General features: G+C 61.2%; 29 protein-coding genes. 13 read left to right on the top strand and 16 right to left on the bottom strand.

The window, feature by feature from the left end:
- The first annotated feature begins 46 nt into the window (after positions 1 to 46).
- Positions 47 to 505, top strand: coding sequence for a transposase (locus P2T68_RS34345; protein ID WP_069077223.1), 459 nt, complete (start codon positions 47 to 49; stop codon positions 503 to 505).
- Between the two features lie 124 nt (positions 506 to 629).
- Here the strand turns inward: P2T68_RS34345 and P2T68_RS34340 are convergent, their stop codons facing one another.
- Positions 630 to 1790 (bottom strand): MFS transporter, encoded by a 1161-nt coding sequence (locus tag P2T68_RS34340; RefSeq protein ID WP_024077931.1) that lies wholly within the window; start codon positions 1788 to 1790, stop codon positions 630 to 632.
- 225 nt (positions 1791 to 2015) lie between these two features.
- A complete protein-coding gene (locus tag P2T68_RS34335; protein WP_015886370.1) occupies positions 2016 to 3212 on the bottom strand; it encodes a class I SAM-dependent rRNA methyltransferase in 1197 nt (398 codons plus the stop codon).
- Between the two features lie 133 nt (positions 3213 to 3345).
- On the opposite strand from P2T68_RS34335, the gene P2T68_RS34330 reads away from it, so the two are divergent.
- On the top strand, positions 3346 to 4212 hold the full coding sequence (locus P2T68_RS34330; RefSeq protein ID WP_024077930.1) for an HDOD domain-containing protein: 867 nt from the start codon (positions 3346 to 3348) through the stop codon (positions 4210 to 4212).
- Between the two features lie 21 nt (positions 4213 to 4233).
- Entirely contained in the window at positions 4234 to 5046 is an 813-nt protein-coding gene (mutM, locus tag P2T68_RS34325) for a bifunctional DNA-formamidopyrimidine glycosylase/DNA-(apurinic or apyrimidinic site) lyase (RefSeq protein ID WP_024077929.1), read from the top strand.
- A 124-nt stretch (positions 5047 to 5170) separates the two neighbouring features.
- Here mutM and P2T68_RS34320 read toward each other — a convergent pair whose 3' ends face one another.
- The 5 genes from P2T68_RS34320 to P2T68_RS34300 all read right to left on the bottom strand — a co-directional run bounded on the left by P2T68_RS34320 (position 5171) and on the right by P2T68_RS34300 (position 9980).
- A complete protein-coding gene (locus P2T68_RS34320) occupies positions 5171 to 5422 on the bottom strand; it encodes a YfhL family 4Fe-4S dicluster ferredoxin (RefSeq protein WP_010564414.1) in 252 nt (83 codons plus the stop codon).
- Between the two features lie 295 nt (positions 5423 to 5717).
- The gene (coaD, locus tag P2T68_RS34315) at positions 5718 to 6197 is read right to left on the bottom strand and encodes a pantetheine-phosphate adenylyltransferase (protein ID WP_003176711.1); all 480 of its coding nucleotides are present in this window, start codon (positions 6195 to 6197) and stop codon (positions 5718 to 5720) included.
- 114 nt (positions 6198 to 6311) lie between these two features.
- Complete coding sequence (locus tag P2T68_RS34310) at positions 6312 to 7907, bottom strand: GMC family oxidoreductase (RefSeq protein ID WP_069077220.1); 1596 nt, start codon at positions 7905 to 7907, stop codon at positions 6312 to 6314.
- Positions 7908 to 7978: 71 nt separating this feature from the next.
- Positions 7979 to 8524, bottom strand: coding sequence for a hypothetical protein (locus tag P2T68_RS34305; RefSeq protein ID WP_024077927.1), 546 nt, complete (start codon positions 8522 to 8524; stop codon positions 7979 to 7981).
- Positions 8525 to 8552: 28 nt separating this feature from the next.
- Entirely contained in the window at positions 8553 to 9980 is a 1428-nt protein-coding gene (locus P2T68_RS34300; protein ID WP_102624176.1) for a coniferyl aldehyde dehydrogenase, read from the bottom strand.
- Between the two features lie 146 nt (positions 9981 to 10126).
- Here P2T68_RS34300 and P2T68_RS34295 point away from each other — a divergent pair, with 146 nt between their 5' ends.
- Together P2T68_RS34295 and P2T68_RS34290 are read left to right on the top strand one after the other, a co-directional pair.
- Positions 10127 to 10798: a TetR/AcrR family transcriptional regulator gene (locus P2T68_RS34295; RefSeq protein WP_024077925.1), complete on the top strand. Its 672-nt coding sequence runs from the start codon at positions 10127 to 10129 to the stop codon at positions 10796 to 10798.
- Between the two features lie 32 nt (positions 10799 to 10830).
- The gene (locus P2T68_RS34290; protein WP_024077924.1) at positions 10831 to 11685 is read left to right on the top strand and encodes a sulfurtransferase; all 855 of its coding nucleotides are present in this window, start codon (positions 10831 to 10833) and stop codon (positions 11683 to 11685) included.
- Between the two features lie 67 nt (positions 11686 to 11752).
- Here the strand turns inward: P2T68_RS34290 and P2T68_RS34285 are convergent, their stop codons facing one another.
- The 4 genes from P2T68_RS34285 to P2T68_RS34270 all read right to left on the bottom strand — a co-directional run bounded on the left by P2T68_RS34285 (position 11753) and on the right by P2T68_RS34270 (position 16556).
- A complete protein-coding gene (locus P2T68_RS34285; RefSeq protein ID WP_024077923.1) occupies positions 11753 to 12748 on the bottom strand; it encodes a hydrolase in 996 nt (331 codons plus the stop codon).
- Between the two features lie 352 nt (positions 12749 to 13100).
- The gene (gene rsmD, locus P2T68_RS34280; RefSeq protein WP_024077922.1) at positions 13101 to 13718 is read right to left on the bottom strand and encodes a 16S rRNA (guanine(966)-N(2))-methyltransferase RsmD; all 618 of its coding nucleotides are present in this window, start codon (positions 13716 to 13718) and stop codon (positions 13101 to 13103) included.
- On the bottom strand, positions 13718 to 15208 hold the full coding sequence (locus tag P2T68_RS34275; RefSeq protein WP_277378861.1) for a pitrilysin family protein: 1491 nt from the start codon (positions 15206 to 15208) through the stop codon (positions 13718 to 13720). The genes rsmD and P2T68_RS34275 overlap by 1 nt, the downstream gene beginning before the upstream one ends.
- Positions 15201 to 16556, bottom strand: a complete 1356-nt coding sequence (locus P2T68_RS34270) for a pitrilysin family protein (protein ID WP_024077920.1) — start codon at positions 16554 to 16556, stop codon at positions 15201 to 15203. Before P2T68_RS34270 ends, P2T68_RS34275 begins: the two co-directional genes overlap by 8 nt.
- Before the next feature lie 498 nt (positions 16557 to 17054).
- Between P2T68_RS34270 and ftsY the strand changes: the two genes are divergently transcribed.
- From ftsY to rpoH, 4 genes are all read left to right on the top strand, one after another.
- Positions 17055 to 18461: a signal recognition particle-docking protein FtsY gene (ftsY, locus tag P2T68_RS34265; RefSeq protein ID WP_024077919.1), complete on the top strand. Its 1407-nt coding sequence runs from the start codon at positions 17055 to 17057 to the stop codon at positions 18459 to 18461.
- Positions 18458 to 19129 (top strand): cell division ATP-binding protein FtsE, encoded by a 672-nt coding sequence (gene ftsE / locus P2T68_RS34260; protein ID WP_003213784.1) that lies wholly within the window; start codon positions 18458 to 18460, stop codon positions 19127 to 19129. Before ftsY ends, ftsE begins: the two co-directional genes overlap by 4 nt.
- On the top strand, positions 19126 to 20148 hold the full coding sequence (ftsX, locus tag P2T68_RS34255) for a permease-like cell division protein FtsX (protein ID WP_024077918.1): 1023 nt from the start codon (positions 19126 to 19128) through the stop codon (positions 20146 to 20148). Before ftsE ends, ftsX begins: the two co-directional genes overlap by 4 nt.
- Positions 20149 to 20277: 129 nt before the next feature.
- The gene (gene rpoH, locus P2T68_RS34250) at positions 20278 to 21132 is read left to right on the top strand and encodes an RNA polymerase sigma factor RpoH (protein ID WP_003176698.1); all 855 of its coding nucleotides are present in this window, start codon (positions 20278 to 20280) and stop codon (positions 21130 to 21132) included.
- Between the two features lie 47 nt (positions 21133 to 21179).
- Here the strand turns inward: rpoH and mtgA are convergent, their stop codons facing one another.
- Positions 21180 to 21902 (bottom strand): monofunctional biosynthetic peptidoglycan transglycosylase, encoded by a 723-nt coding sequence (gene mtgA / locus P2T68_RS34245; RefSeq protein ID WP_024077917.1) that lies wholly within the window; start codon positions 21900 to 21902, stop codon positions 21180 to 21182.
- 74 nt (positions 21903 to 21976) lie between these two features.
- Between mtgA and P2T68_RS34240 the strand changes: the two genes are divergently transcribed.
- The 4 genes from P2T68_RS34240 to trmB all read left to right on the top strand — a co-directional run bounded on the left by P2T68_RS34240 (position 21977) and on the right by trmB (position 24233).
- Positions 21977 to 22354, top strand: coding sequence for a DUF423 domain-containing protein (locus P2T68_RS34240; protein WP_024077916.1), 378 nt, complete (start codon positions 21977 to 21979; stop codon positions 22352 to 22354).
- An 83-nt stretch (positions 22355 to 22437) separates the two neighbouring features.
- Positions 22438 to 22638 (top strand): sulfur carrier protein ThiS, encoded by a 201-nt coding sequence (gene thiS, locus P2T68_RS34235; RefSeq protein WP_069077196.1) that lies wholly within the window; start codon positions 22438 to 22440, stop codon positions 22636 to 22638.
- A 65-nt stretch (positions 22639 to 22703) separates the two neighbouring features.
- On the top strand, positions 22704 to 23498 hold the full coding sequence (locus P2T68_RS34230; RefSeq protein WP_017845016.1) for a thiazole synthase: 795 nt from the start codon (positions 22704 to 22706) through the stop codon (positions 23496 to 23498).
- Positions 23499 to 23507: 9 nt separating this feature from the next.
- Positions 23508 to 24233: a tRNA (guanosine(46)-N7)-methyltransferase TrmB gene (trmB, locus tag P2T68_RS34225; RefSeq protein WP_024077914.1), complete on the top strand. Its 726-nt coding sequence runs from the start codon at positions 23508 to 23510 to the stop codon at positions 24231 to 24233.
- Between the two features lie 142 nt (positions 24234 to 24375).
- On the opposite strand, the gene P2T68_RS34220 is transcribed toward trmB, so the two are convergent.
- The 4 genes from P2T68_RS34220 to P2T68_RS34205 are packed head-to-tail and all read right to left on the bottom strand — an operon-like array spanning position 24376 to position 26945.
- Positions 24376 to 24699 carry a DUF3392 domain-containing protein gene (locus P2T68_RS34220; protein WP_003176691.1) on the bottom strand — a complete coding sequence of 108 codons (324 nt, stop codon included), beginning with the start codon at positions 24697 to 24699 and terminating at the stop codon, positions 24376 to 24378.
- A gap of 19 nt (positions 24700 to 24718) precedes the next feature.
- A complete protein-coding gene (gene hemW, locus P2T68_RS34215; protein WP_069077197.1) occupies positions 24719 to 25921 on the bottom strand; it encodes a radical SAM family heme chaperone HemW in 1203 nt (400 codons plus the stop codon).
- A complete protein-coding gene (gene rdgB / locus P2T68_RS34210; protein WP_162163625.1) occupies positions 25918 to 26514 on the bottom strand; it encodes an RdgB/HAM1 family non-canonical purine NTP pyrophosphatase in 597 nt (198 codons plus the stop codon). Before rdgB ends, hemW begins: the two co-directional genes overlap by 4 nt.
- Complete coding sequence (locus P2T68_RS34205) at positions 26511 to 26945, bottom strand: DUF4426 domain-containing protein (RefSeq protein ID WP_024077911.1); 435 nt, start codon at positions 26943 to 26945, stop codon at positions 26511 to 26513. Before P2T68_RS34205 ends, rdgB begins: the two co-directional genes overlap by 4 nt.
- Positions 26946 to 26964: the final 19 nt, after the last annotated feature.

The raw sequence follows: 26964 nt of genomic DNA, 5'->3' as shown, positions 1-26964 counted from the left end.
CGCTACGCCTACCGTTTCTCCTCCATTCACAGAAGAGGACGAAGGAATGTCCACCCAGCAACATGCACATCGGCTGCGTACCGGGCGCTATTCGGAGTCAGGCCGAATTTACCTGATCACTGCGGTTACCCATCAACGGCAATGGGTCTTTCAGGACTGGCGCGTCGGTCGGTTGCTTGTCAGTGAATTCAGGGCGGCTCAGGACAAGGGTGAGGCGACTTCGCTGGCCTGGGTGGTCATGCCTGACCATTTCCATTGGCTGGTCGAGTTGCATAACGGCGACTTGCCAAGGCTGATGCGAATAACCAAGTCGCGAAGTGCCCGTGCCATCAACCAGGCCAGGTGTTCGTTCGGGACCCTATGGCAAAAAGGTTACTTCGACCGCGCACTGCGTCGGGAGGAAGATCTGAAAGCAATGGCCCGCTATATCGTGGCCAATCCCTTGCGTGCAGGGCTAGTCGAGCATATCGGCCAGTACCCGCTATGGGACGCCATCTGGTTGTGACCTCTTCTCCCCTGTAGGAGCGAGCTTGCTCGCGAAAAACGTCAACGATAACGCAGCGCTATCAGATGGCCCGAGTCGTCTATGAGTTTTTCGCGAGCGAGCTCGCTCCTACAGGGGGACAGTGTCAGTGTCCGACCCGCGCATTGGTCAGCCAACCCCACAGGCTGAAGATGATAAAGCTCACGGCAATCGTCATCAGCAAATGACTGCCGGTTTGCGCAAGCGCTGCGCTGCTGACGGCGGCGGTGAAGAACATGATGCTATTTCCTGCTGATGCTGCTGTGCCCGCGCTGCTTGAAAACAACAGCATCGCCGCCGAAATTGCGGCGGGACGAATCAGGGTGACCGCCAGTGCGCTGATCATCATCGGAATGAGCAGGGTCACTGTGGTAATGGCTTCAAAGATGATAATCAGCGCCAGCAGCACACCCGCGACCAGCAACAACCCAAGACCGATATTGATTTGCCGGGACAGCGCGATAAGTTTTTGCAGGTACGAGGCTGCCACTCCGCCGAGGAGATAAGCCGCGCCGTACACCATCAGCACCAGCGCGTACTGATATTCGGAAAGCTTCAGCGCATCCATGAAAATCAGCGGTGTCACGCTGATCAAGGCGAAGTAGCAGGCAAACACCAGGGCGGCGATCCACCAGTAGCGCAGGAAGTCGCGATTGGCCGCGACCGCCTTGAGCGTGCCTGGGATCGAGACGGGCGCGCTGTGAGGGCTGGCAGCCTTGGAAGGCAGGATGCAAAACGCATGGAGAAACATGCCCAATGCCATGAGTGCGAACGCATAGAAGCTCCCTTGCCAGTCGAAGGTGGTTTGCAGCCAGGAGCCGATCAGCGGTGACAAGGCGACAAACGAGCCGCTCAGGGTCATGTAATAGAGGCGCACCCGGACTCGGTCCTGTTCGTCGAACAGGTCTTCCACCAGTGCATGGCCCAATACAAAGAATCCACAGCCCATGGCCTGCACCGCGCGAAACAGCAGGAAGGTCAGGTAATTCGACGCCAGTGCGCAGCCTATTGCTCCGACAATCGACAACGTGATGCAGCCGAGCAGCACGTTCTTGCGCCCCCATTTATCCGAAAGCGGACCGGTGACCAGTTGAGAGATGGAAAAGACCAGGGTGAACAGGCTGATGGACAGCGCGATGTCTGCGCTGGGCGTGTCAAACCGGGTTGCCAGCGCGGGGAAAGAGGGCAGTAGGATGTTGATAGGGAAGAAGCTGATCAGTGAAATGCAGGTGATGAGGATAAAGCGGGAGAGGGTGGGCCCAGACATTGCTTTTGTTTTCCGGAGTAAAACCAGAAACCGATACTAGTCTGCGAAAAATGGAATTCAATCAAATCTATTGTGCGAAGCGTCCTGTATTGGTGTACGCCGCCCCTGTAGGAGCGAGCTTGCTCGCGAAAAGCGTCAACGATGACGCAGCGCTATCAGGTAGCCCGCGTCGTCTATGGGGTCTTCGCGAGCAAGCTCGCTCCTACAGGGGGACGGTTTCGGTATTTAGCTATTGGGCAACAACCGGCACGTAATGCTCTTGATATAGCGCGTCTCGACAATCGCCGGATGCACCGGGTGATCCGGGCCCTGGCCGCCGCGTTCGAGCATCTGGATGTTACGGTCCAGGTGGCGGGCGCTGGTCAGCAGGATGTTTTGCAGGTCGTCTTCGGGCAGGTGCATCGAGCACGAGGCGCTGACCAGGATGCCGTCCTTGCTGAGCAGGCGCATGGCTTGCTCGTTGAGGCGGCGGTAGGCGCCTTCGCCGTTTTTCATGTCTTTTTTGCGTTTGATGAAGGCCGGCGGGTCGGCGACGATCACGTCGAAGCGTTCTTCGCTGGCTTTGAGTTCCTTCAGGGCTTCGAAGACGTCGCCTTCGATGCAGGTCATTTTCTCGGCGACACCGTTCAGCGCGGCGTTGCGCTCGACGCCGTCGAGGGCGAAGGCCGAGGCGTCGACGCAGAATACTTCACTGGCGCCGAAGGCTGCCGCTTGCACGCCCCAGCCACCGATGTAGCTGTACAGGTCGAGTACACGTTTGCCTTTGGCATACGGCGCCAGGCGCGCGCGGTTCATGCGGTGGTCGTAGAACCAGCCGGTTTTCTGGCCCTGGATCACCGGGGCTTCGAATTTCACGCCGTTTTCTTCCAGTGCCACCCACTCCGGCACCAGGCCGAATACGGTCTCGACGTAGCGGTTGAGGCCTTCGGCATCGCGCGCGGCGGAGTCATTCTTGAACAGGATGCCGCTCGGCTTGAGCACTTGGGTCAAGGCGGCGATCACGTCTTCTTTATGGGCTTCCATGGTCGCCGAGGCGATCTGTACCACCAGGATGTCGCCGAAACGGTCGACCACCAGGCCTGGCAACAGGTCGGAATCGCCGTAGACCAGGCGGTAGAACGGCTTGTCGAACAGGCGGTCGCGCAGGGACAGGGCGACGTTGAGGCGGTGCACCAGCAGCGACTTGTCCAGGGGCAACTTGATGTCACGCGACAGCAGGCGTGCGCAGATCAGGTTGTTCGGGCTCATGGCCACGATGCCCAGGGTCTTGCCGCCGGCCGCTTCCAGGATGGCCTGGTCGCCTGCCTGGAAGCCGTGAAGAGGTGTGGCGGCCACGTCGATTTCGTTGCTGTAGACCCACAGGTGGCCGTTGCGCAAACGACGATCGGCGTTGGCTTTGAGACGCAGGCTTGGCAGGGACATGACGTCGCTCCGGAAAAAAGAGCGGGAGTATACCGTGTTGTGTAGGAAATGGCCGGGCTGCCGGATGTGCGGGAAGGTGTCGGCGCGCCGTGGATAAGGGTTAGAATCTCCGCCTAGCCCAGAGTATGCACTTATGTCCCCAGAGCTTTCCGCCGAACAGATCCAACAGGCCTTGCAAGGCATCAGCGTACCGCCTCAGCCGCAAATCATGGTGGATTTGCAGATGGAGCAGTACATGCCCGATCCGGACCTGGAAGTGATTGCGCGGCTGATTTCCCAGGATCCAGGCCTTTCCGGTGCGCTGTTGAAGATCGTCAACTCGTCGTATTACGGCTTGAGCAACAAGATCGCTTCGATCCAGCGCGCGGTTAACCTGTTGGGGAGCCGTTCGATCATCAACCTGATCAACGCATTGTCGATCAAAGGCGAGATGAGCGACGACACCATCGTTACGCTCAACCGTTTTTGGGACACCGCCCAGGATGTGGCGATGACCTGCCTGACCCTGGCCAAGCGCACCGGTTCCCAGGCAGTCGACGAGGCTTATGCCTTGGGCCTGTTCCACGACTGCGGCGTGCCGTTGATGCTCAAGCGCTTCCCCGACTACATGGCGGTGCTCGAAGAGGCCTACGCCAACGCTGGCGCCGATTGCCGGGTAGTCGACACCGAGAACAATGCGTTCAACACCAACCACGCCGTGGTCGGCTACTACACGGCCAAGTCCTGGCGCCTGCCGGAACATGTGACCGATGCCATCGCCAACCACCACAATGCCCTGGCGATCTTCAGCGATGAGTCGTCGCGCAATCCGCAGCTGAAAAACCTGCTGGCGATCCTGAAAATGGCCGAGCACATCTGCTCGTCCTACCGCGTGTTGGGCAACCAGGCGGAGGACCATGAGTGGAACGCCATTGGCCACCTGGTGCTGGACTACGTGGGCCTGTCGGACTACGACTTCGAAAGCATGAAGCTGTCGATCCGCGAGCTGGGCGCGCACTGATCCCCCCTTCAAGAGGTCCACATGCCCGAGTTACCTGAAGTCGAAACCACCCGGCGCGGGATCGCGCCGCACCTGGAAGGCCAGCGGGTCAGCCGCGTCGTGGTGCGCGAGCGGCGCCTGCGCTGGCCGATCCCGGAAGACCTGGATGTGCGCCTGTCCGGGCAGCGCATCGTGCTGGTGGAACGACGGGCCAAGTACCTGTTGATCAACGCCGAAGTGGGCACCTTGATCAGCCACCTGGGCATGTCCGGTAACCTGCGCTTGGTGGAGGTCGGCATGCCGGCGGCCAAGCATGAGCATGTGGACATCGAGCTTGAATCCGGCCTGGCCCTGCGTTACACCGACCCTCGGCGTTTCGGCGCAATGCTCTGGAGCCAGGACCCGCATAACCACGAACTGCTGCTGCGCCTGGGGCCGGAGCCGTTGACCGAGCTGTTCGACGGTGAGCGTTTGTTTCAACTGTCTCGCGGCAAGTCGATGGCGGTGAAACCGTTCATCATGGACAACGCGGTGGTGGTCGGCGTGGGCAATATCTATGCGACTGAGGCGTTGTTTGCGGCGGGGATTGATCCGCGTCGCGCCGCCGGCGGCATTTCACGCGGGCGTTATTTGAAGCTGGCGATCGAGATCAAGCGCATTCTGGCGGCGGCGATCGAGCGTGGCGGCACCACGTTGCGCGACTTTATCGGCGGTGACGGGCAGCCGGGGTATTTCCAGCAGGAATTGTTCGTCTACGGCCGGGGTGGCGAGGCATGCAAGGTCTGTGGGAGCGAATTGCGCAACGTGGTGCTGGGGCAACGGGCGAGTGTGTTTTGCCCCAAGTGCCAGAGTTGATTGCGGTGTAAAGGCTGATATCGCTATCGGGGGCAAGCCCCCTCCCACATTTTGAGGGTATTCACAAATCAAAGTGTGGGAGGGGGCTTGCCCCCGATGAGGTCCTTACAGGCACTAAAGAAGCTCAAGCCTTACCGGTAATCTTCCGGTACTTCTCCATCAACTGCGCTTCAGTCTCGGGGTGTGCCTCATCCAGCGGAATGCAATCCACCGGGCACACCTGCTGGCACTGGGGTTCGTCGTAGTGGCCGACGCACTGGGTGCACAGGTTGGGGTCGATCACATAGATCTCTTCGCCTTGTGAAATCGCAGCGTTCGGGCACTCAGGTTCGCAGACGTCGCAGTTGATGCAATCGTCGGTGATGATCAGGGACATGGAAACTCCTGCCAGGGCTGTCAGCCAAGGCATCTGAAAACGAATGCGCGCAATTGTGCCGCATTGGCGCCCGCAGTGCGAGTGCACATGACCTGTGGCCGTCCGGCATGTCGTGTAGAGGACTACTTGTTGCTGTGGCGAGCGGGCTTGCCCCGCGTTGGGCTGCGTAGCGGCCCCAATAAAGGCACTGCGTAGTTTCAGGCAGAATCTGGTCGCCTGGTTTTAGGGCCGCTGCGCAGCCCAACGCGGGGCAAGCCCGCTCGCCACAGTCAAACCCGGCTTGCCAATAAGAGCATTACTTCTTGAAGCGCAGCGTCAGTGCATCCGCCACGGCCGGGTGGACGAACTTGGTGATATCCCCGCCCAATGCGGCGATTTCACGGACCAGCGTCGAGGAAATGAACGAATAACGTTCCGACGGCGTGAGGAACAGGCTTTCCACGTCCGGCGCCAGTTGGCGATTCATGTTGGCCAGCTGGAATTCGTATTCGAAGTCCGACACCGCACGCAAGCCGCGCAGGAACACATTGGCGTTCTGCTCCTTGGCGAAGTGCGCCAGCAACGTCGAGAAGCCCACCACTTCAACGTTAGGCAGGTGCTTGGTGACCTCACGCGCCAGCTCCACGCGCTGTTCCAGGGGAAACAGCGGGTTTTTCTTGGGGCTGGCCGCGACCGCGATGATCACGTGGTCGAACAAGCGTGAGGCACGTTCGACCAGATCGCCATGGCCTTTGGTAATCGGGTCGAAGGTACCTGGGTACAACACTCGGTTCATCGCGTCGTCCTGGCGGAGTCCGTTGGGGAACCGGATGGTATCGCAGCCATCCCGGTCGGCCAAGTCAACTTATGCAGAAGAAAGCACTATAGACACCCCGAATACCGGCTTTTTTCATGCTGTTTTCAGACGTTCGGCCAATGCCGACGCCAGTTGCGCGGTCAATCCATACACCGACAACTGCGGGTTGGCGCCAATGCTGGTGGGGAACAGCGAGCCATCGTGGATCGACAGATTGCGCAACTGGTGATGGCGACCGAGGCTGTCGGCCACGGCATTTTTCGGGTCTTCGCCCATGGCGCAACCGCCCATCACATGGGCGCTGCCCAGGCAGGTGCGGTGCAATTCCAGGTTAAGGCCGTCGATCAGGCTACGGGCTTCGGCCAGGGTCTTCACATACTGCGCATCGTGATGCAGCGGCTTGACCGACTTGGCACCTGCCGCGAACTGGATCTCGGCCATGCTGTGGAAGGCGCGGCGCAGGCCGTCCCAGGCGTAGTCCGACACCTGATAGTCGAGCACCGGCGTACCGTCACCGCGCAATTCCACGCTGCCACCGGGGCTATCGGGATGGAAACCGTCGCGCAGCAAGGCGAGCATGGCGTGAGTGTGGGGCAATTGGCTCATGTCCAGGGCGTTCTGGGTGCCGTAGCCGCCGAGCAGGGTGCTGGCCAGCGCCGGGTGCAGCGGCGGTGCTTCCAGTTTGTAGGACATTTTGCCGGTGGTGCCGTCCTGCCATTGGAAGTGGTCGGAATAGATCGACTGTGGCGCACCGTAGAAGGGGTTGATCACCTCATCGAACAGCCCCGCAGAGAAATTCACCAAGTGCAAAAACGTACGCTTGCCCAGCCGTGAATGCGGGTCAGGGGCGTTCGAGCGCATCAGCAGTGCCGGACTATTGATGCCGCCACCCGCGAGTACGTAATGCTTGGCCTTGACCGTGATCTTGCGCCCGGTGGGGGCCACGCAGCGTTCGTCCATGGCCACGCATTCCAGGCTGCTGATCGTATCGCCGCTGTATCTCAGGCGCTCGGCGCGGGCCAGGTAGAGCAGTTCACCACCTTTCTCCAGGGTGGAGGGAATGGTGGTCACCAGCATCGACTGCTTGGCATTGACCGGGCAGCCCATGCCGCAATACCCCAGGTTGAAACAGCCGCGCACGTTGCGCGGGATCACATGCCAGCTGTAGCCGAGCTTCTCGCAACCTTTGCGGATCACATCGTTATTGGCGTTGGGCGGCATGGCCCAGGGTGCGATGCCCAGGCGCTGCTCCATCTTTTCGAACCACGGCGCCATCTCGGCACTGCTGTGGCCCCTGACCGCGTATTCGCTGGCCCAGTGGGCGAGGGTGGCGTCCGGGGTGCGAAAACTCGAGGTCCAGTTGATCAACGTCGTGCCGCCCACTGCCCGGCCTTGCAGGATGGTAATGGCGCCATCCTTACTCATGCGACCGATGCCCTCTTGGTACAGGCTGGCGTAAGCCTCATCTTCGAGCAGCTTGAAATCGCTGCTGGTCTTGAGCGGGCCTTCTTCGATCAGCAGCACTTTGTAGCCGGCGGCGCTGAGGATCTCAGCGGTGGTGCCGCCACCGGCACCGCTGCCGATGATTGCGACGTCGGCGTCCAGGGTCAGGTCGTTGTCCAGGGCGGCGCCGTTGTGGGTTTTCCAGCCACGGGCCAGGCCGTCGCGAAACAAATCGGGTACGGGCATAGAGGGGCACTCTTGTTTTTATGCGTTAAAGGCTAGGACGTTGCCGTCAATGTGGGCGCCGGAGAGCACGGCTAGATCTTCGGTGGCCCGGGGTAACCGCAATGTGCCCAGGACGCCGGTCGGAAGTACCAGGCCATGATCACCAGCTTGAGCAGCGAGCCCTGGCCCATGCGCAGCAGGTTCAGGTAGCTGTTTTCCCAGCGGTGCAGGAAGTTGCGGATTTGCTCGCTGCTGGCGTTTTCCCAACTGCCCCAGATGCCGGTCAGTGGGCCACGGGTGATGCCCATGCCGAGCACGTCGAACAACTGCTCGGTCAGCTTGAACATCTCCGGCGACAGGTGTTGCAGGCTGTAGTCGAGCTTTTTCAGCGTGTCTTCAATCCCGTTGGCTACTTCCTGGGCGCTGGCCACGCCTTCCAGCAGGACCGGGATCACCGCGCGCAGAAATGGCAAATCACTGGCACGCAGCATGGCGAAGCCGCTGGCCGGGGTGCTGCTGGAGCAGCCGCTGAGGCTGGCGCCCAGCCCGGCGGTGGCCAGGAAGGCACTGGCGCACAGGCCGATTTTCAAGACGCCGCGCCGCGACAGCGCGGGTGAATCAGTCAGGCTAGGGTTCATTGTTATTGTTATCCCGAGGGTGGCGGTATCAGCGAACGAACAGCTTCTGGATCAACTTCTGGATCGATTTGCCGTAGGGCGGGTAGATCAGCTTTGCCGCATTGAGGCGCTGTTTCACCAGTACCCCCTTGGCCTTGCTGAACGTGAGAAAACCTTCATGGCCATGGTAATGGCCCATGCCTGAAGGGCCGATCCCGCCAAAGGGCATGTCGTCCTGGGCGACGTGCAGCAGGGTGTCGTTCAGGCACACGCCACCGGAGTGGGTTTCGTGGAGCACGCGGTTCTGTTCGCGCTTGTTGTAGCCGAAGTAATACAGGGCCAGTGGGCGAGGGCGTTGGTTGATGTAGGCAAACGCCTGGTCGAGGCCGCGATAAGGCACGATCGGCAGCACAGGGCCGAAGATTTCATCCTGCATCACGGTCATGTCGTCACTGACATTCAACAGCAGGCTGTGGGCCATGCGCCGTGCCTGGTTCTGCTCGTACAGCGGGATCAGGGTGGCCCCCTTGTCGGTGGCGTCCTTTACGTAAGCATTCAGCCGGGCCAATTGCCGCTCGTTGATGATGGCGGTGTAGTCCGGGTTGTCGGCCAAGGTCGGATAAAACCCGCGAATCGCCTGGCTGTAAGCCTCGACAAAACCCTCGACGCGATCTTCCGGAACCAGCACGTAGTCCGGTGCCACACAGGTTTGCCCGGCATTCAGGGCCTTGCCGAACGCGATACGTTCGGCGGCGTCCTTGAGCGGCACATCCGCCGAGACGATGGCCGGGGACTTGCCGCCCAGCTCCAGCGTCACCGGCGTTAGGTGTTCGGCTGCGGCGCGCATCACATGCTTGCCAATGCTGGTGGCACCCGTGAACAGCAGGTGGTCGAAGCGCAGCCTGGAAAACGCCATGCCCACGTCGGCCTCGCCCAGCACCACACACACCAGGTCTTCAGGGAAGATCTTCGCCAGCAGGGTCTTGAGCAGCGCGCCGGTAGCGGGGGTGGACTCGCTCAGCTTGAGCATTACCCGGTTACCGGCCGCCAGGGCGCCGACCAGCGGGCCGATGGCCAGGTACAGCGGGTAGTTCCAGGGCACAATCACCCCGACCACGCCCAGCGGTTGGTAGATAACTTTGGCTGACGCGGGTTGGAAGGCTATACCTACAGCGCGGCGGGAAGGTTTCATCCAGCCCTTGAGGTGTTTACTGGCGTAGTGAATGCCATGCAGGCTGGGCATCAGCTCGGCGAACAGGGTTTCGTCTGCGCTGCGGTGGCTGAAGTCCTGGCTGATCGCGTTGATCAGCGCCTGACGTTCGTCGCTGAGCAACTCGCGCAGGGCCTTGAGCCATTGCTGGCGTTGCGCGGCCGGCGGCATCGGGTTGGCCACATAGGCGCGACGCTGGGCATCGAACAAGCCCTGGAGTTGGTCCAGTGCCTGGGAATCCTGGAGGTAGGCAACGTTGGCAGACATGGCGCAGTTCCCGATTGTTATAGGTCTGCCTGGATTTTTAGAGTCATTACTCTAAATTGTCAAATAACATTGCAGTAACATCCGGATTTATCCCAATCAGGATAGGCCGTAAGATGCCCGATCACGTGTACAGAAGCTGATCCCCTATGGCACCACGAGTAAAGACCAGCGAGCGCATTGTGCAAACCAGCCTGGAGCTTTTTAACCAGCAGGGCGAGCGTAGTGTCAGCACCAACCATATCGCCGCCCATATGGAAATTTCGCCGGGCAACCTGTACTACCACTTCCCCAACAAGCAAGCGATCATCGCCGTGCTGTTTCGCGAATATGAAGCGTTGGTCGACAGCTTCCTGCGCCCGCCCCAGGGGCGTGCAATGGTCGTGGAGGATAAGCGTTTCTACCTGCAGGCCGTATTAGCCGGGATGTGGCACTACCGCTTCTTGCATCGCGACCTTGAACACTTGCTGGAAAGCGACCCGGAACTGGCCACCGGCTACCGGCGGTTTTCCCAGCGTTGCCTGATCCAGGGCGGCGCCATCTACCAGGGGTTTGTCGACGCCGGCATCCTTAATATGAACCCGGTGCAGACCGAAGCCCTGACCCTCAATGCCTGGATCATCCTCACCTCTTGGGTGCGTTTCTTGTGCACCACCAACGAAAATTCCACGCATTTGAGCGCCGAGGCAATCAAGCGCGGTGTGTACCAGGTGCTGGTGCTGGAGGCGGGGTTTGTCACGCCCCAGGCCAAAGAGGCGGTGGATGCATTGTTCAAAGAGTTTTACGTGCCGTTGAACCAGGCACTGGAAGAAGTGAAGTAGACCTTTCCCACCTGTATTTGTAGGAGTCCGTCATGCCACTTGCCCAATTGATCAGCCCCCAGCAATTAGCCGAGCGCCAAAAGTCGGCGGGGCTGGTGATCCTGGATTGCCGTTTTGCCCTGGAAGACCCGGATTACGGGCGTTGCAGCTACGCCGAAGGGCATATCGAAGGCGCGCAATATGCTGACCTGGAGCGCCATTTGAGCGGGCCGGTGACCAAGGGGGTGACCGGGCGTCATCCCTTGCCAGAGGCGAAAAGATTCGTCGAACAGCTCCAGGCCTGGGGCATCAATGCCGACACCGACGTGGTGCTTTATGACGACGGCCCCGGCGCCTATGCCGCTCGCGCCTGGTGGCTGTTGGCCTGGCTGGGCAAGCGTGACGGCGTGTTTATCCTGGACGGTGGCCTCAAGGCCTGGCACTCCGCGGGTTTCCCGTTGAGCCTGGATGCGCCGGTAATTGCGCCTGGCACCTTTGTGGGGGCGCCGGACAATCACCTGCTGCTGGACGCCGAACAGCTGCAAAAACGCCTGGGCCAGCCCGGCCTGACCTTGATCGATGCCCGTGCCCAAGCGCGTTTTCGCGGTGAAGTTGAGCCTATTGACCCGATTGCCGGGCATATCCCCGGTGCTCAATGTGCAGCGTTTAGCGAAAACCTGGGCAGTGATGGGCGTTTCCTGCCGGCCGACCAACTCAAGCAACGCTTCGCCGCGCAGTTGCAGGGCCGCTCGCCCGAAGATCTGGTGGCGTACTGCGGCTCGGGCGTGACGGCGTGCCACAACCTGTTCGCCCTGAGCCTGGCGGGTTACCCGTTGGGCAAGTTGTATGCGGGGTCGTGGAGCGAGTGGATTACCGATCCCGCGCGGGCAATCGCTACGGGTGACTGAGTTCCCTGCCTCAAATGTGTAAACGATGTCCCCGGTTTCAGATGTAAACGATGTCTACGGTTTTACTTCAACCGTGTTGGGCCAGCAGCCATTGGGGGATGCGCCGCTCCAGGTAGTAGCTGGGGCGTTTCAGTGAGCCATCGACGAAGCCCACGTGCCCACCTTTGGTCGTCAGCTCAAACTCGGTGCATGCCGACAGCTCGCTGGCTTCGGGCAAGCTGTGGGCGAATACGAACGGGTCGTCGGCAGCTTGGATAATCAACGTCGGTGTGCGGATAGCGCCCAAGTAGTAGCGGCTCGACGCGCGCCGGTAATAGTCCTCGGCACTCAAGAAACCATGCAGCGGCGCGGTCACCCGGCCATCGAAGTCCCAGAACGTGCGCATCTTCTCCAGTGAACCGAGGGCTTCCAGGGTTTTCAGCCCGTCCGCACGACCATCCTGTAAAAAGCGGCTTTGTTTGGCGCGGATATACGCGAGCATTTCGCGCATGAAGTGCTTTTGATAGATCCGCGAAAAGCCCAGCCCGATGCGATCTGCGCACTGGTCCAGGCGAAACGGCACCGACACCGCTGCTGCGCCTTGCAGCCCCGAAGCGTCGCCGGTTTCGCCCAAATGCTTGAGCAGCACATTACCGCCCAGCGAATAACCCACTGCATACAGCGGTGCCAATGGTCGTTTGGTGCGCAGGTGGGTAATCGTGGCTGCCAGGTCTTCACTGGCCCCGGAGTGATAGCTGCGCGCCAACAGGTTCGGCTCGCCCGAGCAGCCGCGCCAGTTCAGGGCTGCGCTGGCCCAGCCTTGTACGGCGAGGGCTTTTTGCAGGCCGGCCACGTAAGGCGAGTTGGATGAGCCGGTGAGCCCGTGCAGCACCAGTACCAACGGTGCTTGCGCGTCGTGCGGGCCGTGCCAGTCGAGGTCGAGAAAGTCGCCATCTTCCAGCCATAGCCGTTCACGTTGGCGTTCGAGGTGGGTGGTAGGGCGCCACAGCGGCCCCCACAGGGTTTGCAGGTGAGGGTTGCCGAGGCCGAAGGCGGGGGTGAACAGGTCGGAGGACGGTGTCATGAAACTCTCGGTTTTGAGCTAACTCACTGTCTGTGGCGAACGGGCTTGCCCTAATGCCGTTCAGTTAAGCGTACATCGCCTTCTGTAGGAGCGAGCTTGCTCGCGAAAAACGTCAACGATAACGCGTGTTTCCTGAATCAACGCGGCGCCTGTGAGTTTTTCGCGAGCAAGCTCGCTCCTACAAAAAAGCCTTAACTGAACGGCATTAGGGCTTGCCCCGCGTTGGGCTTCGAAGCAGCCCCATCAAGAACACCGCATTTATTCAGTCAGAGTGCCGTCGCAGGTTTTAGGGCTGCTTCGCAGCCCAACGCGGGGCAAGCCCGCTCGCCACACTTGACGCCAGTCTGAAAGGTCAGACGGCGCTTTCGACCAACCGATGCCACAGCGCGTAATACACCCGCCCGGATTTTTGCTCCCGGTGCAGGCGCCAGGCGCCCGGCAAACCCAAGGTAGACGGTGCCGTCTCGCTTTCAGTGTAGATCCATGAGTCCGGTGCCAGCCATTGGCGCTCTTCAAGCAATGCGCACACCGTCGGCAACAGGTTCTGGTTGAATGGCGGGTCGAGGAACACCACGTCGTATTCGCTCGCCGCCTGGGTTTCCAGGTAGCGCAGCGCGTCAGCGGTCTGCACCTGGCCGTTGGTGCAGCGCAGGGTGCCCAGGTGCTCCTTGAGGCTGGACACCGCCACATTGCTGGCATCCAGCGCCTGTGCCTGGGCCGCGCCACGGGACAGCGCCTCCAGGAACAGGGCGCCGCTGCCGGCAAACGGGTCCAGCACCTTCGCCCCGGCGATGTACGGGGCCAGCCAGTTGAACAGGGTTTCGCGCACGCGATCCGGCGTTGGGCGCAGGCCCACGACGTCGGGGAAGCTCAGCTTGCGGCTGCCCCATTCGCCGCCAATGATGCGCAGTTGGCCCACACCGTTATGCACGTTGTGGACAGGTTTTTTCGGGCGAGATGAACTGGCCATTAATGCTCCGGAACCCCGAGCGGCTGCTCGGCAGGTTTATCAGTGGGGGGCGGTAGTGGCTTTTGCGCAGTGGTCGGGCCGGCGGTCACGATGACCATCTTGCCGGCGCTCAAGTGTTTGTTCAAGGCAGCCTTGACCTGCTCTACGGTCAGGGCCTGGGATTGTTTCATGAAATCTTCCAGGTAGCTCAGCGGCAGGTTGTAGAAACCCATGGCGCCCAGTTGCCCGACGATATCGGCGTTGCTCGCGGTCGACAGCGGGAAGCTGCCGGCCAGCTCGCGCTTGGCGTCATCCAGCTCCTTTTGCGTCGGGCCGGTCTTGAGGTAGTCGGCGAGCACATCCTCGACCAGGCGCAGGGTGCCACCGCTCATTTCCGCGCGGGTCTGCAGGTTGATCATGAACGGGCCGCGTGCCTGCATCGGCGAGAAACCGGAGTACACGCCGTAGGTCAGGCCGCGCTTCTCGCGCACTTCACTCATCAACCGGGTGCCGAAACCACCGCCGCCGAGGATCTGGTTGCCCAGGGAGAGGGCCGCGTAGTCCGGGTCGGCTCGGTCGATACCCAGTTGGGCGAACAACAGGTGGGTCTGCTTGGACGGAAACTCGATATGGCTCAGGCCAGCCTTGGGCTCGGTCGGCTGGGCGATCTTCGCCAGGGCCGGGCCCTTGGGCAGCGAGGCCGACACTTTGGCCGTCATCGCTTCGGCTTCGGCGCGAGTCAAATCACCGACCACGGCAATCACGGCATTACCCGCCGCATAAGCCTTGGCGTGGAACGCCTGCAACTGCGCGAGGGTAATCTTCGGAACGCTTTCTGGCGTGCCTTCGCTTGGGTGAGCGTAAGGGTGATCGCCGTACAGGCGCTTGAACAGTTCAAGGCTGGCCAGTTTGCCGGGGTTCTGCTTCTGGTATTCAAAGCCGGCGAGGATCTGGTTCTTGATCCGTGCCAGGGAGTCGGCGGGGAAGGTCGGCTTGCCAATCACCTGGTCAAACAGCGTCAGGGCGGCGTCGCGCTTGGTGCTGTCGCTCAGGCTGCGCAGGGAGACCAGCGCCATGTCGCGGTAAGCGCCATTGCCAAAGTCGGCGCCCAGGCTTTCAAAACCGCTGGCGATCTGGCTGACATCCTTGCCCGGCACGCCTTCGTTGAGCATGGCATTGGTCATCAGCGCGAGGCCCGGGACGTTGCCGTCCTGGCTGCTGCCAGCGGCGAACAGGATACGCATGTCGAACATCGGCAGTTCATGGGCCTCGACGAACAGCACCTTGGCGCCTTCGGCGGTGGTCCAGGTTTGCACATCGAGCTTGCGATTGGTCGGCGCCTTGCCGTTCAGCTCTGCCAGAGATTGCAGCTTGTTGGCCGATTGGGCCTTGTCCAGGGCCTGGCTGGCGACGGACTCGCTGGGGCGCAGGAAATACACGGCGCTTGCTGCGATCAAGGTGACGGCGATCAGGCCGGGCAGGATCAGGCGGCTGCTTTTGCGATCACTCATGAGCGGTCTCCTGAGGCAGAACATGGGCGACGCTGAGACGTTCGCGGGTGAAATAGGTGTGTGCGGCCTTCTGGATGTCTTCCGGGGTCACGCTTTGCAGGTCGGCCAGCTCGGTGTCCATGAGTTTCCAGGACAGGCCGACGGTTTCCAGGGAGCCGATGGCCGTTGCCTGGCTGGTGATGGAATCACGTTGGTATACCAGGCCGGCGATGACCTGGGCACGGATGCGCTCCAGTTCTTCGGCGGTCGGTGGCTTGGCCTTCAACTCTTCCAGCAGGCGCCACAGGCCGGCTTCGGCTTGGGCAACGGTCTTTTTCTTTTGCTGGTTCGGGGTGGCCGAGAGGGTGAACAGGCTGTCACCCCGGGTGTAGGCGTCGTAGTTGGTGGATGCGGCGGATACCAGCTCTTCACCACGCTCCAGTTGCTCGGAGATCCGTGCACTGTAGCCACCGTCCAGCAGGGCCGAGATCAGGCGCAGGGCTTGGACCGAGCGCTTGTCTTCGGCGGTGGCCAGGCCGGGTACGTTGAAGCCCAGGATCACACTCGGCAATTGGGTCTGCACGTGCATCGTCAACAGGCGCTCGCCGGGCTCGGCCAGTTCCATCGGGATCTTGGCGGGCGGTACGTCACGCTTGGGGATAGGGCCGAAGTAGCGCTGGGCCAGGTTTTTTACCTCATCCGGGGTTACATCGCCCACCACTACCAGCGTGGCGTTGTTCGGCACATACCAGGACTGGTACCAGTGGCGCAGTTCCTCGACCTTCATGCGGTCGAGGTCGGCCATCCAGCCGATGGTCGGCGTGTGGTAGCCACTGGCGGGGTAGGCCATGGCCTTGAAGCGCTCGAAGGCCTTGGACATCGGGTTATCGTCAGTGCGCAGGCGGCGCTCTTCCTTGATGACCTCGATTTCGCGGCTGAACTCGTCGGCCGGCAGGCGCAGGCTGGCCATGCGGTCGGCTTCCAGCTCGAAAGCGACGCCCAGGCGGTCGCGGGCCAGTACCTGGTAATAAGCGGTGTAGTCATCGCTGGTGAAGGCATTTTCTTCGGCGCCCAGGTCGCGCAGGATCAGCGAGGCTTCGCCGGGGCCGACCTTGGCGCTGCCTTTGAACATCATGTGTTCCAGAGCGTGGGACAAACCGGTCTGGCCTGGGGTTTCGTAGCTCGAACCGACCTTGTACCAGACCTGCGAAACCACCACCGGCGCGCGATGGTCTTCGCGCACCACGACCTTGAGGCCGTTATCCAAGGTGAATTCATGGGTGGGTTGTGGGTCGGCAGCCAAGGCTGAGAGGGGCAGACAAACTGTGCTGAGCAGCAGGCCTGCAGCGCGGCGGGCTAGAGCATTCATTCGTTTTTAAACCTGTTGGGCTGCCCGCTTGGTCTTAGCGTCGGCGGGCGAGGAGGTTAGGGCGTGTCATTCATCATTACCAGTGCCGCGCCGGAGCCTGCTAGTGTGCAGGGCAAGGCGCGAGGAGCGCAGTTTGGTCGTTTCAAATAAGCTCCGAGTAACGCAGCCCTGCACACTAGCAGGCCCGGCCCTCCGGGTTGTGCCTAAAAGCCAGCCAGGCTGCGTTGCAGGCCTTGGCAAGGAAAGCACATTCCCTGCGGCCTGCGCCTTGCCTGGCTGGCTTTTAGGCGACAACGCGGCACTGGTAATGATGAATGACACGCCCTAGGATACTGATCCGACCTAGGGACGGCCACTATGGCTGTCTTGTTGAGGCCCTATTTAGGCCTTACAAAATGTTGCGCATGAACGAGCTGGCTAAAAAACAGTCTGTTACGCATCGAATTTTATTTACCGATGTGCCCCTTGGCGCGTCGCTACCTTGAGATAGCCGTCTCCATGTTTGGTTCCAACGACGACAAGAAGACCCCAGCTGCGGCTGGCGAGAAAAAAGGCCTGTTCGGATGGCTGCGCAAAAAGCCGCAGGAAACCGTCGTCGAACAGCCACAGGTTCAAGCTGAGCCGATCCCCGCTCCTATAGTAGAAGCCGAACCGGTTGCCCAAGCGCCGGCGCCGGTGGTGCTGCCGATGGCTGAACCGGTGTTGCAGCCAGTGGCCGAAGTGGTGCCGGAACCTGAGCCCGAGCATAAGCCGTGGCCGGAGCTGCCGGTGGCCGAGGAGCCCGTGGCGTTGGTTGACGATGTGCAGGCCGAGCATGTGACGCCGCCGATTCCGGTGGTTATCGAGCCGGCTCCTGTTGTGTTCGAAGCCCCTGCGCCTGTGGCTGTGAGCGAGCCGACGCCCGTTGCGGTTGTCGCGCCCGTGGTTGAGCCGGGTCCCGTCGAGCCCGAGCCCGCCGCTGCCGTCGAAACCAGCAAGACCGGTTTCTTCGCCCGCCTCAAGCAAGGCCTGAGCAAGACCAGCGCCAGCATCGGCGAAGGCATGGCCAGCCTGTTCCTGGGCAGGAAGACCATCGATGACGAACTGCTCGAAGATATCGAGACTCGCCTGCTGACGGCGGACGTGGGCGTTGAAGCCACCGCCGTGATCATCCAGAGCCTGACCCAGAAGGTCGCGCGCAAGCAGTTGACCGACGCGGACGCACTGTACAAGTCCCTGCAAGCCGAGCTGGCCGCGATGCTCAAGCCGGTGGAAGCGCCGCTGGTGATTACCCCGAAGAAACCTTTCGTGATCCTGGTCGTGGGCGTCAACGGCGCCGGCAAGACCACTACCATCGGTAAGCTGGCCAAGAAGCTGCAACTGGAAGGCAAGAAAGTCATGCTCGCCGCTGGCGACACCTTCCGCGCCGCTGCTGTGGAGCAATTGCAGGTCTGGGGTGAGCGCAACAAGATCCCGGTGATCGCCCAGCACACCGGTGCCGATTCGGCCTCGGTGATCTTCGATGCCGTGCAAGCTGCCAAGGCGCGCAATATTGACGTGCTGATCGCCGACACCGCCGGTCGCTTGCACACCAAAGACAATTTGATGGAAGAGCTGAAGAAAGTCCGCCGTGTGATCGGCAAGCTCGATGCCGACGCGCCGCATGAGGTGTTGCTGGTGTTGGACGCCGGCACTGGGCAGAACGCCATCAGTCAGGCCAAACAATTCAACCAGACGGTACAACTGACCGGCCTGGCATTGACTAAGCTCGACGGCACGGCCAAGGGGGGGGTGATCTTCGCCCTGGCCAAGCAGTTCGGGTTACCGATTCGTTACATCGGCGTTGGTGAAGGCATCGACGACCTACGCACCTTTGAAGCCGAACCCTTTGTCCAGGCACTGTTTGCCGAGCGGGAGCGTTCATGATTCGATTCGAACAGGTCGGTAAACGCTATGCCAACGGGCATGTCGGCTTGCATGAGCTGAGCTTTCGAGTGCGTCGCGGCGAATTCTTGTTTGTGACCGGCCATTCGGGCGCCGGTAAAAGTACATTGTTGCGCCTGCTGCTGGCCATGGAGCGCCCGACTACCGGCAAGCTGCTGCTGGCCGGGCAGGACCTGGCCACCATCAGCAATGCGCAGATTCCGTTCCTGCGCCGCCAGATCGGCGTGGTATTCCAGAACCACCAGTTACTGTTCGATCGCACGGTGTTCAATAACATTGCCTTGCCATTGCAGATACTCGGGTTGTCCAAGGCCGAGATCGTCAAGCGCGTGGATTCGGCCCTGGAGCGCGTGGCGCTGTCCGACAAGACCGACCTCTACCCGGGTGACCTGTCCACAGGCCAGCAACAGCGCGTCGGCATCGCCCGCGCCATCGTCCATCGCCCGGCCCTGCTGTTGGCGGACGAACCCACCGGTAACCTCGACCCGCGCCTGGCCGCCGAGATCATGGGGGTGTTTGAAGACATTAATCGCCTGGGCACCAGCGTATTGATCGCCAGTCACGACCTGGCGTTGATCGCGCGCATGCGCCATCGCATGCTCACGCTGCAACGCGGGCGCCTGATCGGCGACGGGGAGGCTGGCGTATGAGTGCGACCCGCAGCCCCAAGGTTTCCGAGCGTGTGGCGCCAAAGGCAGCCGACCCGCAGCCGAAAAAGAAAAAACACGACGAAGACGACGGCCCGGACTTCAGCACCCTGTTGCGCGCCTGGATCGAAAGCCATCGCGCCAGCCTGCTGGACAGCCTGCGTCGTCTGGGCAAGCAGCCCATCGGCAGCTTTTTCACCTGTTTGGTGATGGCCGTGGCCTTGAGCCTGCCGATGGGCTTGTCGCTGTTGCTCAATAATGTGGAGCGCCTGGGCGGTTCCTGGCAGCGTGCGGCGCAGATTTCGCTGTACCTGAACCTGGATGCCAGCGCCAAGGAGGGCGAGGCTCTGCGTGATGACATCAAGAACCTGCCGGGCGTGGCGGATGCCGAGTACATCAGTCGCGATCAGGCCCTTGAAGAGTTCCAGCAGCAGTCCGGATTAGGTGAGGCGCTCAAAGAGCTGCCGCAGAACCCGCTGCCGGGCGTGGTGCTGGTGACGCCGAATGAAGTCGACAAGCCTGCCCTTGAAGCGCTGCGACAAAAACTCGCAGAGATGCCCAAGGTGCAACAGGCGCAACTTGATCTAGTCTGGGTAGAGCGCCTGGCCGCGATTCTCAAGCTGGGCGACCGCTTTGTGTTCGGCCTGACGGTGCTGTTGGTGTCTGCATTACTTTTGGTGATAGGTAATACCATTCGTCTTCATATTGAAAACCGTCGCACCGAGATAGAAGTGATTAAACTGGTCGGCGGCACGGACAGCTATGTGCGTCGTCCCTTTCTGTACATGGGCGCGCTTTATGGCTTTGGTGCGGGGATCTTGTCCTGGGGCGTCCTGGCGTTTGGCCTTGACTGGCTGAATGACGCGGTGGTCGGGCTTGCCGGCTTGTACGGCAGTGATTTCGCCCTGGCGGGCGTGCCGGTTGCCGACGGTCTGTCGCTCTTGCTTGGCGCGGTATTGTTGGGGTATATCGGTGCGTGGATTGCGGTCGCACGGCATTTACGTGAGCTGGCACCGAAGTAGTTAATGTCAGGGTAATGTGGTTTCGTTTGTATTGGCCGTATCAGTAGTTTAGGGAACTTGTCCTACGGTTCCCGGTCAATTTTCGCAGTGCTGAACTGCACGAGTTATGTGAGTCGGAGGTTTTTTCGTATGACCACTTCTTTGCAACCTGCTTATGCTTTGGTCCCAGGTGCGAACCTGGAGGCTTATGTGCACACGGTGAACAGCATTCCATTGCTGACACCGGAGCAGGAGCGTGAACTGGCCGAGAGTCTCTACTATGAGCAGGATTTGGGGGCGGCTCGGCAGATGGTGCTCGCCCACCTGCGTTTTGTCGTACATATCGCCCGTAGCTACAGTGGCTACGGCCTGGCCCAGGCTGACCTGATCCAGGAAGGCAACGTCGGCTTGATGAAGGCTGTAAAGCGCTTCAACCCGGAGATGGGTGTGCGCCTGGTGTCGTTTGCCGTGCACTGGATCAAGGCGGAAATCCACGAATTCATCCTGCGCAACTGGCGCATCGTGAAAGTCGCGACCACCAAGGCCCAGCGCAAGCTGTTCTTCAACCTGCGCAGCCAGAAGAAACGCCTGGCGTGGCTGAACAACGAGGAAGTCCACCGCGTGGCCGAAAGCCTTGGCGTGGAGCCCCGTGAAGTACGTGAGATGGAAAGCCGCCTGACCGGCCATGACATGGCCTTCGACCCGGCCGCCGAAGCGGACGACGACAGCGCGTTCCAATCGCCAGCCAACTACCTGGAAGACCACCGGTACGACCCGGCGCGTCAACTGGAAGACGCTGATTGGAGCGACAATTCCAACCACAACCTGCACGAAGCGCTGGAAGTGCTGGACGACCGCAGCCGTGACATCCTCTACCAGCGCTGGCTGGCGGAAGAAAAAGCCACGCTGCACGACCTGGCGCAGAAGTACAACGTGTCGGCCGAGCGGATTCGTCAGCTTGAGAAAAGCGCGATGAATAAGCTGAAGCTGTCGATCGCGGCTTAAAAATGTGGGAGGGGGCTTGCCCCCTCCCACATTTGTTTTGTGTTGTCTCAGTCGGACCAAGGCGCCTTGCGCGAATTGTTCAACTCCACCAGATAACCATCCCCACCCAACTGGCTCATCTGCTGGCGAATCCATGCGGCCCGTCGCGCCACATAGGCGGTCGGATGGCTTGCGCTCCACACCCGTGGGTTAGGCAGTACCGCCGCCAGATAGCTGGCTTGTTGCCGGGACAGCCCCTTGGCACTTACGCCGAAGTGATGCTGCGCCGCCGCTTCCGCGCCAAACACGCCCTCATCCCACTCCACGCTGTTGAGGTACACCTCAAGAATCCGCTCCTTGGGCCACAGCACCTCGATCAGCCCGGTAAACCAGGCCTCCAGGCCCTTGCGCAAATAACTGCGGCCTGCCCACAGGAACAGGTTTTTCGACACCTGCTGGCTCAGCGTACTGGCGCCGCGAATCGAACCGCCGCGCTCGTTGTGCAGGAGCGCCGCCTGGATCGCGCCGAAATCAAAGCCCCAATGCTGCGGGAAGCGCTGGTCTTCACCGGCCATCACCGCGACCTTGAGGTCATCGGAGATCTGGTCCCAGGGCACCCAGGTGCGCTGCAGGTCAATGGGTTCGCCGTCGAACCAGGATTCAACCTTGCGTTCCACCATCAACGCCGTGAACGGTGGCGGCACGAAACGGAATAGCAGCACCAGCAAAACGCTGCCGATGGCAAACCATTTCACGACTTTGAGAAAACGATTGAAGAGGACACGCAGCATAGAGATGGCTTGGCCGAACCCGTTGAGCGGGCCATTATACAGACCCTGCCCAATGAGTCTGACTGGAGTTCCTCATGCTGCGTGGCTTTCTGATGTTGGCTGCCTTTTTCGGCTTCACCGGCGTCGCCCTCGGTGCATTCGCCGCCCATGGCCTGAAAAACCGCCTGAGCGCCGAGTACCTGGCAATCTTCCACACCGGCGTCACCTACCAGTTGGTGCACGCCCTGGCGCTGTTCGGCGTCGCGCTGCTGGCCGCGCACATGCCTGGCCGGCTGGTCAACTGGGCGGGTCTCTCGTTTACCGTCGGTATTCTGCTGTTCTCCGGCAGCCTGTATGTGCTGACCCTGACTGGCATCAGCAAGCTGGGCATCATCACGCCATTTGGCGGGCTCGCGTTCCTGCTGGGCTGGTTCTTCCTCGGCCTGGCGGCATGGCGCCTGCAGGCTGATTAAAGCTTTCGCTGACCGGAGGACTTGGGCCAGCAACCTCAATCGGGCTAGAATGCTGGCCCCTAAAAACGATGGCGGCCCGTGGCATGCGCATTCAGTTGAACGGCGAATCTTTTGAACTGCCCGACGGGGAATCCGTTGCGGCCCTGCTGACCCGCCTGGACCTGACCGGGCGTCGCGTCGCAGTGGAGCTCAACCAGGATATCGTCCCGCGTAGCCAGCACGCCGAGACCGCGCTCACCGAAGGTGACCAGGTCGAAGTGGTGCACGCCATCGGCGGCGGCTAGTCGTCCGGCGTCCAGGCGCGCCACCCCGGATTCTGCAGAACCTCACCCCATTTCGAGGATTTCCCATGAGCATCGTTCGTAGCGACAAGCCCTTCGTCCTGGCCGGCCGCACCTACCAGTCCCGTCTGCTGGTCGGCACCGGCAAGTACCGCGACATGGAAGAAACCCGCCTGGCCATCGAAGCCTCGGGCGCCGAGATCGTGACCGTGGCCGTGCGACGCACCAACATCGGCCAGAACCCGGGCGAACCGAACCTGCTGGATATCCTGCCGCCAGACCGCTACACCATCCTGCCGAATACCGCCGGTTGCTACGACGCCATCGAAGCCGTGCGCACCTGCCGCCTGGCTCGTGAGCTGCTCGACGGTCACAATCTGGTGAAGCTGGAAGTACTTGCCGACCAGAAAACCCTGTTCCCCAACGTGATCGAAACCCTCAAGGCCGCCGAAACCCTGGTCAAGGAAGGTTTCGACGTGATGGTCTACACCAGCGACGACCCGATCATCGCCCGCCAACTGGCCGAAATCGGCTGCATCGCCGTGATGCCACTGGCTGGCCTGATAGGCACGGGCCTGGGGATCTGCAACCCGTATAACCTGCAGATCATCCTCGAAGAAGCCAAGATTCCGGTGCTGGTGGACGCGGGTGTAGGCACTGCCTCCGACGCCACCATCGCCATGGAACTGGGCTGCGAAGCGGTGCTGATGAACTCTGCCATCGCCAATGCCCAGCAACCGATCATGATGGCAGAAGCCATGAAACACGCGATCGTCGCGGGCCGCCTGGCCTACCTTGCCGGGCGCATGCCGAAAAAACTCTACGCCAGCGCCTCCTCGCCGCTGGATGGTCTGATCAAGTAAGAGCCATTGATGACTGAATCAAACGAAACGCCGAACACCGTGGACGCAGGCGACGAGTCCAAGCACCGCCGTATCAAGAGTTTTGTGATGCGCGCCGGTCGCATGACCGAAGGCCAGCAAAAGGGGCTGGAACAGGGCACGCCGCTGTTCGTCCTGCCTCTGGCCGACGCGCCGGTGGATTACGACCAGGTGTTCGGTCGCTCGGCCCCACGTTCCCTGGAAATCGGTTTCGGCATGGGCCACTCCCTGTTGGAAATGGCCGCGGCCTCGCCCGAACAGGATTTCATTGGTGTGGAAGTGCACCGGCCCGGTGTCGGCGCGCTGCTCAACGGCGTGCTCACCCAGGGCCTGACCAACCTGCGGGTGTATGACTGCGACGCGATCGAGGTGCTCAACCGCTGCATCGCCGACAACAGCCTTGACCGCCTGATGCTGTTTTTCCCTGATCCGTGGCACAAAAGCCGTCACCACAAGCGCCGTATCGTCCAGGCCTCCTTCGCCGAGTTGGTGCGTAGCAAGTTGAAAGTCGGCGGCATCCTGCACATGGCCACCGACTGGGAACCCTACGCGGAATACATGCTGGAAGTGATGAACGTCGCCCCCGGCTACCGCAACCTGGCCGAAGACGGCAAATGCGTACCGCGCCCGGCCGAACGCCCGATCACCAAGTTCGAACGCCGCGGCGAGCGGCTGGGGCATGGGGTTTGGGATTTGAAGTTCGAGAAAGTGGACTGATCAGCCGGTCACTTGGAATGCGGTCAAAATGTGGGAGGGGGCTTGCCCCCGATAGCGGTGGGTCAGTCATAGAGTGGTTGACTGATATTCTGCTATCGGGGGCAAGCCCCCTCCCACATTTGTATCTGTGTTGGGTATGGAATCAGCGGCGATCAGCGACGACGCCAATCAACACCAGCACCACCACCAGCACCGGCGCCAGGCTGTAGTTATTGAACTGGCTCAACCCTCGCACAATCCACGGCGTGGCGTAGATCAGCGCCGCGCCGCTGCCGATCATGCACAGCAGGGCCATCAACGGTACGCGCAACGCGCCGGCGATGCTGCCCAGGCGGGCTTCAACCCAGCCCTTGATGTCCGCGCCGAACAGCACCAACAGGCAGCCGACGAGGGCCAGGGATATTTCCGACAGGTTGCTGCGGCTCCAGCGGGATACGGTGGCGAGCAGGTCGAGTACCAAATCCATTCGATTTCCTTAAGAGCGATCAGCTCAAAAACTTCTGCAACAGGTCATTGAGAAAGAGTTGCCCGCGGTCGGTGGCCACCAGGCGTGACGGTTCGACCTGCATTAAGCCACTTTGTTCTGCCTCGCGCCGGGCCTCATCGAGGCTGGCCAGGTCGAGGCCGGTGCGCTCGGCATAGAGCTTGGCCTCGACGCCTTCGGTGAGGCGCAGGGCGTTCATCAGGAACTCGAACGGCAATTCTTCGTTGGTCAGTTCCTTCGCGCCAGCCTGAAAGCTTTTGGCCGGGTTGAGGTAGTCCTTCGGCGCGCGGGTCTTCCAGGTACGCACGATGCGTCCATTCGGGTGGCTGAGCTTGCCGTGGGCGCCGGCACCGATGCCGATAAAGTCACCAAAGCTCCAGTAGTTGAGGTTATGTCGCGCCGCACGCCCCGGTTGCGCATAGGCTGAGACTTCATATTGCGCGTAACCGTGTTCGGCCAGCAGCGCCTGGCCGGCTTCCTGGATATCCCACAAGGTATCGTCTTCCGGTAGCGTCGGCGGCTGGTTCCAGAAGACGGTGTTGGGCTCCAGGGTCAGCTGGTACCACGACAAATGGGTCGGCTTGAGCGCGATGGCCTGGCGCAGGTCGCCCAAGGCGTCATCCAGGGACTGATCGGGCAAACCGTGCATCAGGTCCAGGTTGAAGTTGTCGAACCCGGCCTGGCGCGCCATGCCGGCGGCGCGCATGGCTTCATCGCCGTTGTGGATGCGGCCCAGGGCTGCGAGTTTTTCCTGCTGGAAGCTCTGGATGCCGATGGACAGGCGATTGATCCCCAGCTTGCGGTAAGCCACGAACTTCTCTTGCTCGAACGTTCCGGGGTTGGCTTCCAGGGTGATCTCGATGTCGTCGGCAAACGGGATGCGTGCTTCAACCCCCTTGAGCAGGCGACCCAGCGCGGCGGCGCTGAACAGGCTCGGGGTGCCACCGCCGAAGAAGATCGAACTCAGTTCACGGCCGTACACCGCGTGCAGGTCCTGATCGAGGTCGGCCAGCAGCGCGTCGACGTACTCTTCTTCCGGCAACACGGGGCTGGCGGTGTGGGAGTTGAAGTCGCAATAAGGGCATTTGCGCACGCACCACGGGATGTGGATATACAGCGCCAGGGGCGGCAGCACCGGCAACGCCGCCCTTGGTGTTTGCGCGCCGCCGTGGATCAGCGGCTGCGCGGAGGTGTTCTGGGTCATTTCAAGCCCAGGCGCTGGCGCAGCAAAGCCATGGCGCGGGCGCGGTGGCTGATCTGGTTTTTGTCGGCCGGGCTCAGTTCGGCGCTGGAGACATTGCGCTCCGGCACCCAGAACAGCGGGTCGTAACCAAACCCATGCTCGCCGCTGGCCGCATGCAGGATGCGCCCGTGCCACAGGCCTTCGCAAAGGATCGGCAGCGGGTCGTCGGCATGTCGCACCAGAGCCAGCACGCAGACGAACTGCGCACCGCGCTCGGCGTCCGGTACTTCCTTGAGGGCGTCCAGCAGCTTGGCGTTGTTGGCCGCGTCACCCTTGCCGTCGGCATAGCGCGCGGAATAGATACCCGGAGCGCCGCCGAGGAAGTCCACCGCCAGGCCCGAATCATCGGCCAACGCCGGCAGGCCCGAGATGCGTGCAGCATTGCGCGCCTTGAGGATGGCGTTCTCGACGAACGACAGGCCAGTTTCTTCCGGTTCCACCTGGCTGAACTCACCGATCGAGCGCAGTTGCACGGATTCGCCGAGCATGGCCTGGAGTTCTTTGAGTTTGCCGGCGTTATGGCTGGCCAGCACGAGTTGAGTCAGGTTCATCAGTCCGCCGGAAACAGTTCCTGGTTGAATTGGAAACCATGGGCCTTGCCGCCGGTTTCAACATTGATGGTGAAAACCCGCATTTCTTGTTGCGGCACGTTGTAGGGCGCGAGGTAATAGATCGCACCTTTCTCGGTAATCTGCTTGAACGTCAGGATTTCGCTCCTGCCGCTCAGGTCTTTGACCGTGCCGGTGACTTGCGCGGCCACGGGCGTCACGCCCTTGATCACGGTCACGTTGATCAGCCCCTTGTTTTTGCTGCGTACCACGCCAACCGCCTGGGCCGTGTCGGGCTGCAGGAAGCTGGAGGTGAAGGTGTTGTAGTGTACGGTGATATCGCCAAATTCTTTCTGGCGTTTACTGTCGATAGGGTCGGCGGCCATGGCGCTGACGCCCAGGCACGCGGTGAGTAGAAAAACAGCCAGGCGACTCATGATCGTCCTCCTTAAAAAT

This window comes from Pseudomonas sp. G11, from assembly GCF_029457515.1.
Taxonomy (GTDB): Bacteria; Pseudomonadota; Gammaproteobacteria; order Pseudomonadales; family Pseudomonadaceae; genus Aquipseudomonas; species Aquipseudomonas gorinensis.
This window is presented reverse-complemented; position numbering and strand designations above follow the sequence as displayed.

Bases quoted from the DNA above. Each gene is read 5' to 3' on its own strand.
- P2T68_RS34345 (WP_069077223.1), top strand. From the start codon at position 47: ATGTCCACCCAGCAACATGCACATCGGCTGCGTACCGGGCGCTATTCG.
- P2T68_RS34340 (WP_024077931.1), bottom strand. From the start codon at position 1,790: ATGTCTGGGCCCACCCTCTCCCGCTTTATCCTCATCACCTGCATTTCA.
- P2T68_RS34335 (WP_015886370.1), bottom strand. From the start codon at position 3,212: ATGTCCCTGCCAAGCCTGCGTCTCAAAGCCAACGCCGATCGTCGTTTG.
- P2T68_RS34330 (WP_024077930.1), top strand. From the start codon at position 3,346: ATGTCCCCAGAGCTTTCCGCCGAACAGATCCAACAGGCCTTGCAAGGC.
- mutM (WP_024077929.1), top strand. From the start codon at position 4,234: ATGCCCGAGTTACCTGAAGTCGAAACCACCCGGCGCGGGATCGCGCCG.
- P2T68_RS34320 (WP_010564414.1), bottom strand. From the start codon at position 5,422: ATGTCCCTGATCATCACCGACGATTGCATCAACTGCGACGTCTGCGAA.
- coaD (WP_003176711.1), bottom strand. From the start codon at position 6,197: ATGAACCGAGTGTTGTACCCAGGTACCTTCGACCCGATTACCAAAGGC.
- P2T68_RS34310 (WP_069077220.1), bottom strand. From the start codon at position 7,907: ATGCCCGTACCCGATTTGTTTCGCGACGGCCTGGCCCGTGGCTGGAAA.
- P2T68_RS34305 (WP_024077927.1), bottom strand. From the start codon at position 8,524: ATGAACCCTAGCCTGACTGATTCACCCGCGCTGTCGCGGCGCGGCGTC.
- P2T68_RS34300 (WP_102624176.1), bottom strand. From the start codon at position 9,980: ATGTCTGCCAACGTTGCCTACCTCCAGGATTCCCAGGCACTGGACCAA.
- P2T68_RS34295 (WP_024077925.1), top strand. From the start codon at position 10,127: ATGGCACCACGAGTAAAGACCAGCGAGCGCATTGTGCAAACCAGCCTG.
- P2T68_RS34290 (WP_024077924.1), top strand. From the start codon at position 10,831: ATGCCACTTGCCCAATTGATCAGCCCCCAGCAATTAGCCGAGCGCCAA.
- P2T68_RS34285 (WP_024077923.1), bottom strand. From the start codon at position 12,748: ATGACACCGTCCTCCGACCTGTTCACCCCCGCCTTCGGCCTCGGCAAC.
- rsmD (WP_024077922.1), bottom strand. From the start codon at position 13,718: ATGGCCAGTTCATCTCGCCCGAAAAAACCTGTCCACAACGTGCATAAC.
- P2T68_RS34275 (WP_277378861.1), bottom strand. From the start codon at position 15,208: ATGAGTGATCGCAAAAGCAGCCGCCTGATCCTGCCCGGCCTGATCGCC.
- P2T68_RS34270 (WP_024077920.1), bottom strand. From the start codon at position 16,556: ATGAATGCTCTAGCCCGCCGCGCTGCAGGCCTGCTGCTCAGCACAGTT.
- ftsY (WP_024077919.1), top strand. From the start codon at position 17,055: ATGTTTGGTTCCAACGACGACAAGAAGACCCCAGCTGCGGCTGGCGAG.
- ftsE (WP_003213784.1), top strand. From the start codon at position 18,458: ATGATTCGATTCGAACAGGTCGGTAAACGCTATGCCAACGGGCATGTC.
- ftsX (WP_024077918.1), top strand. From the start codon at position 19,126: ATGAGTGCGACCCGCAGCCCCAAGGTTTCCGAGCGTGTGGCGCCAAAG.
- rpoH (WP_003176698.1), top strand. From the start codon at position 20,278: ATGACCACTTCTTTGCAACCTGCTTATGCTTTGGTCCCAGGTGCGAAC.
- mtgA (WP_024077917.1), bottom strand. From the start codon at position 21,902: ATGCTGCGTGTCCTCTTCAATCGTTTTCTCAAAGTCGTGAAATGGTTT.
- P2T68_RS34240 (WP_024077916.1), top strand. From the start codon at position 21,977: ATGCTGCGTGGCTTTCTGATGTTGGCTGCCTTTTTCGGCTTCACCGGC.
- thiS (WP_069077196.1), top strand. From the start codon at position 22,438: ATGCGCATTCAGTTGAACGGCGAATCTTTTGAACTGCCCGACGGGGAA.
- P2T68_RS34230 (WP_017845016.1), top strand. From the start codon at position 22,704: ATGAGCATCGTTCGTAGCGACAAGCCCTTCGTCCTGGCCGGCCGCACC.
- trmB (WP_024077914.1), top strand. From the start codon at position 23,508: ATGACTGAATCAAACGAAACGCCGAACACCGTGGACGCAGGCGACGAG.
- P2T68_RS34220 (WP_003176691.1), bottom strand. From the start codon at position 24,699: ATGGATTTGGTACTCGACCTGCTCGCCACCGTATCCCGCTGGAGCCGC.
- hemW (WP_069077197.1), bottom strand. From the start codon at position 25,921: ATGACCCAGAACACCTCCGCGCAGCCGCTGATCCACGGCGGCGCGCAA.
- P2T68_RS34205 (WP_024077911.1), bottom strand. From the start codon at position 26,945: ATGAGTCGCCTGGCTGTTTTTCTACTCACCGCGTGCCTGGGCGTCAGC.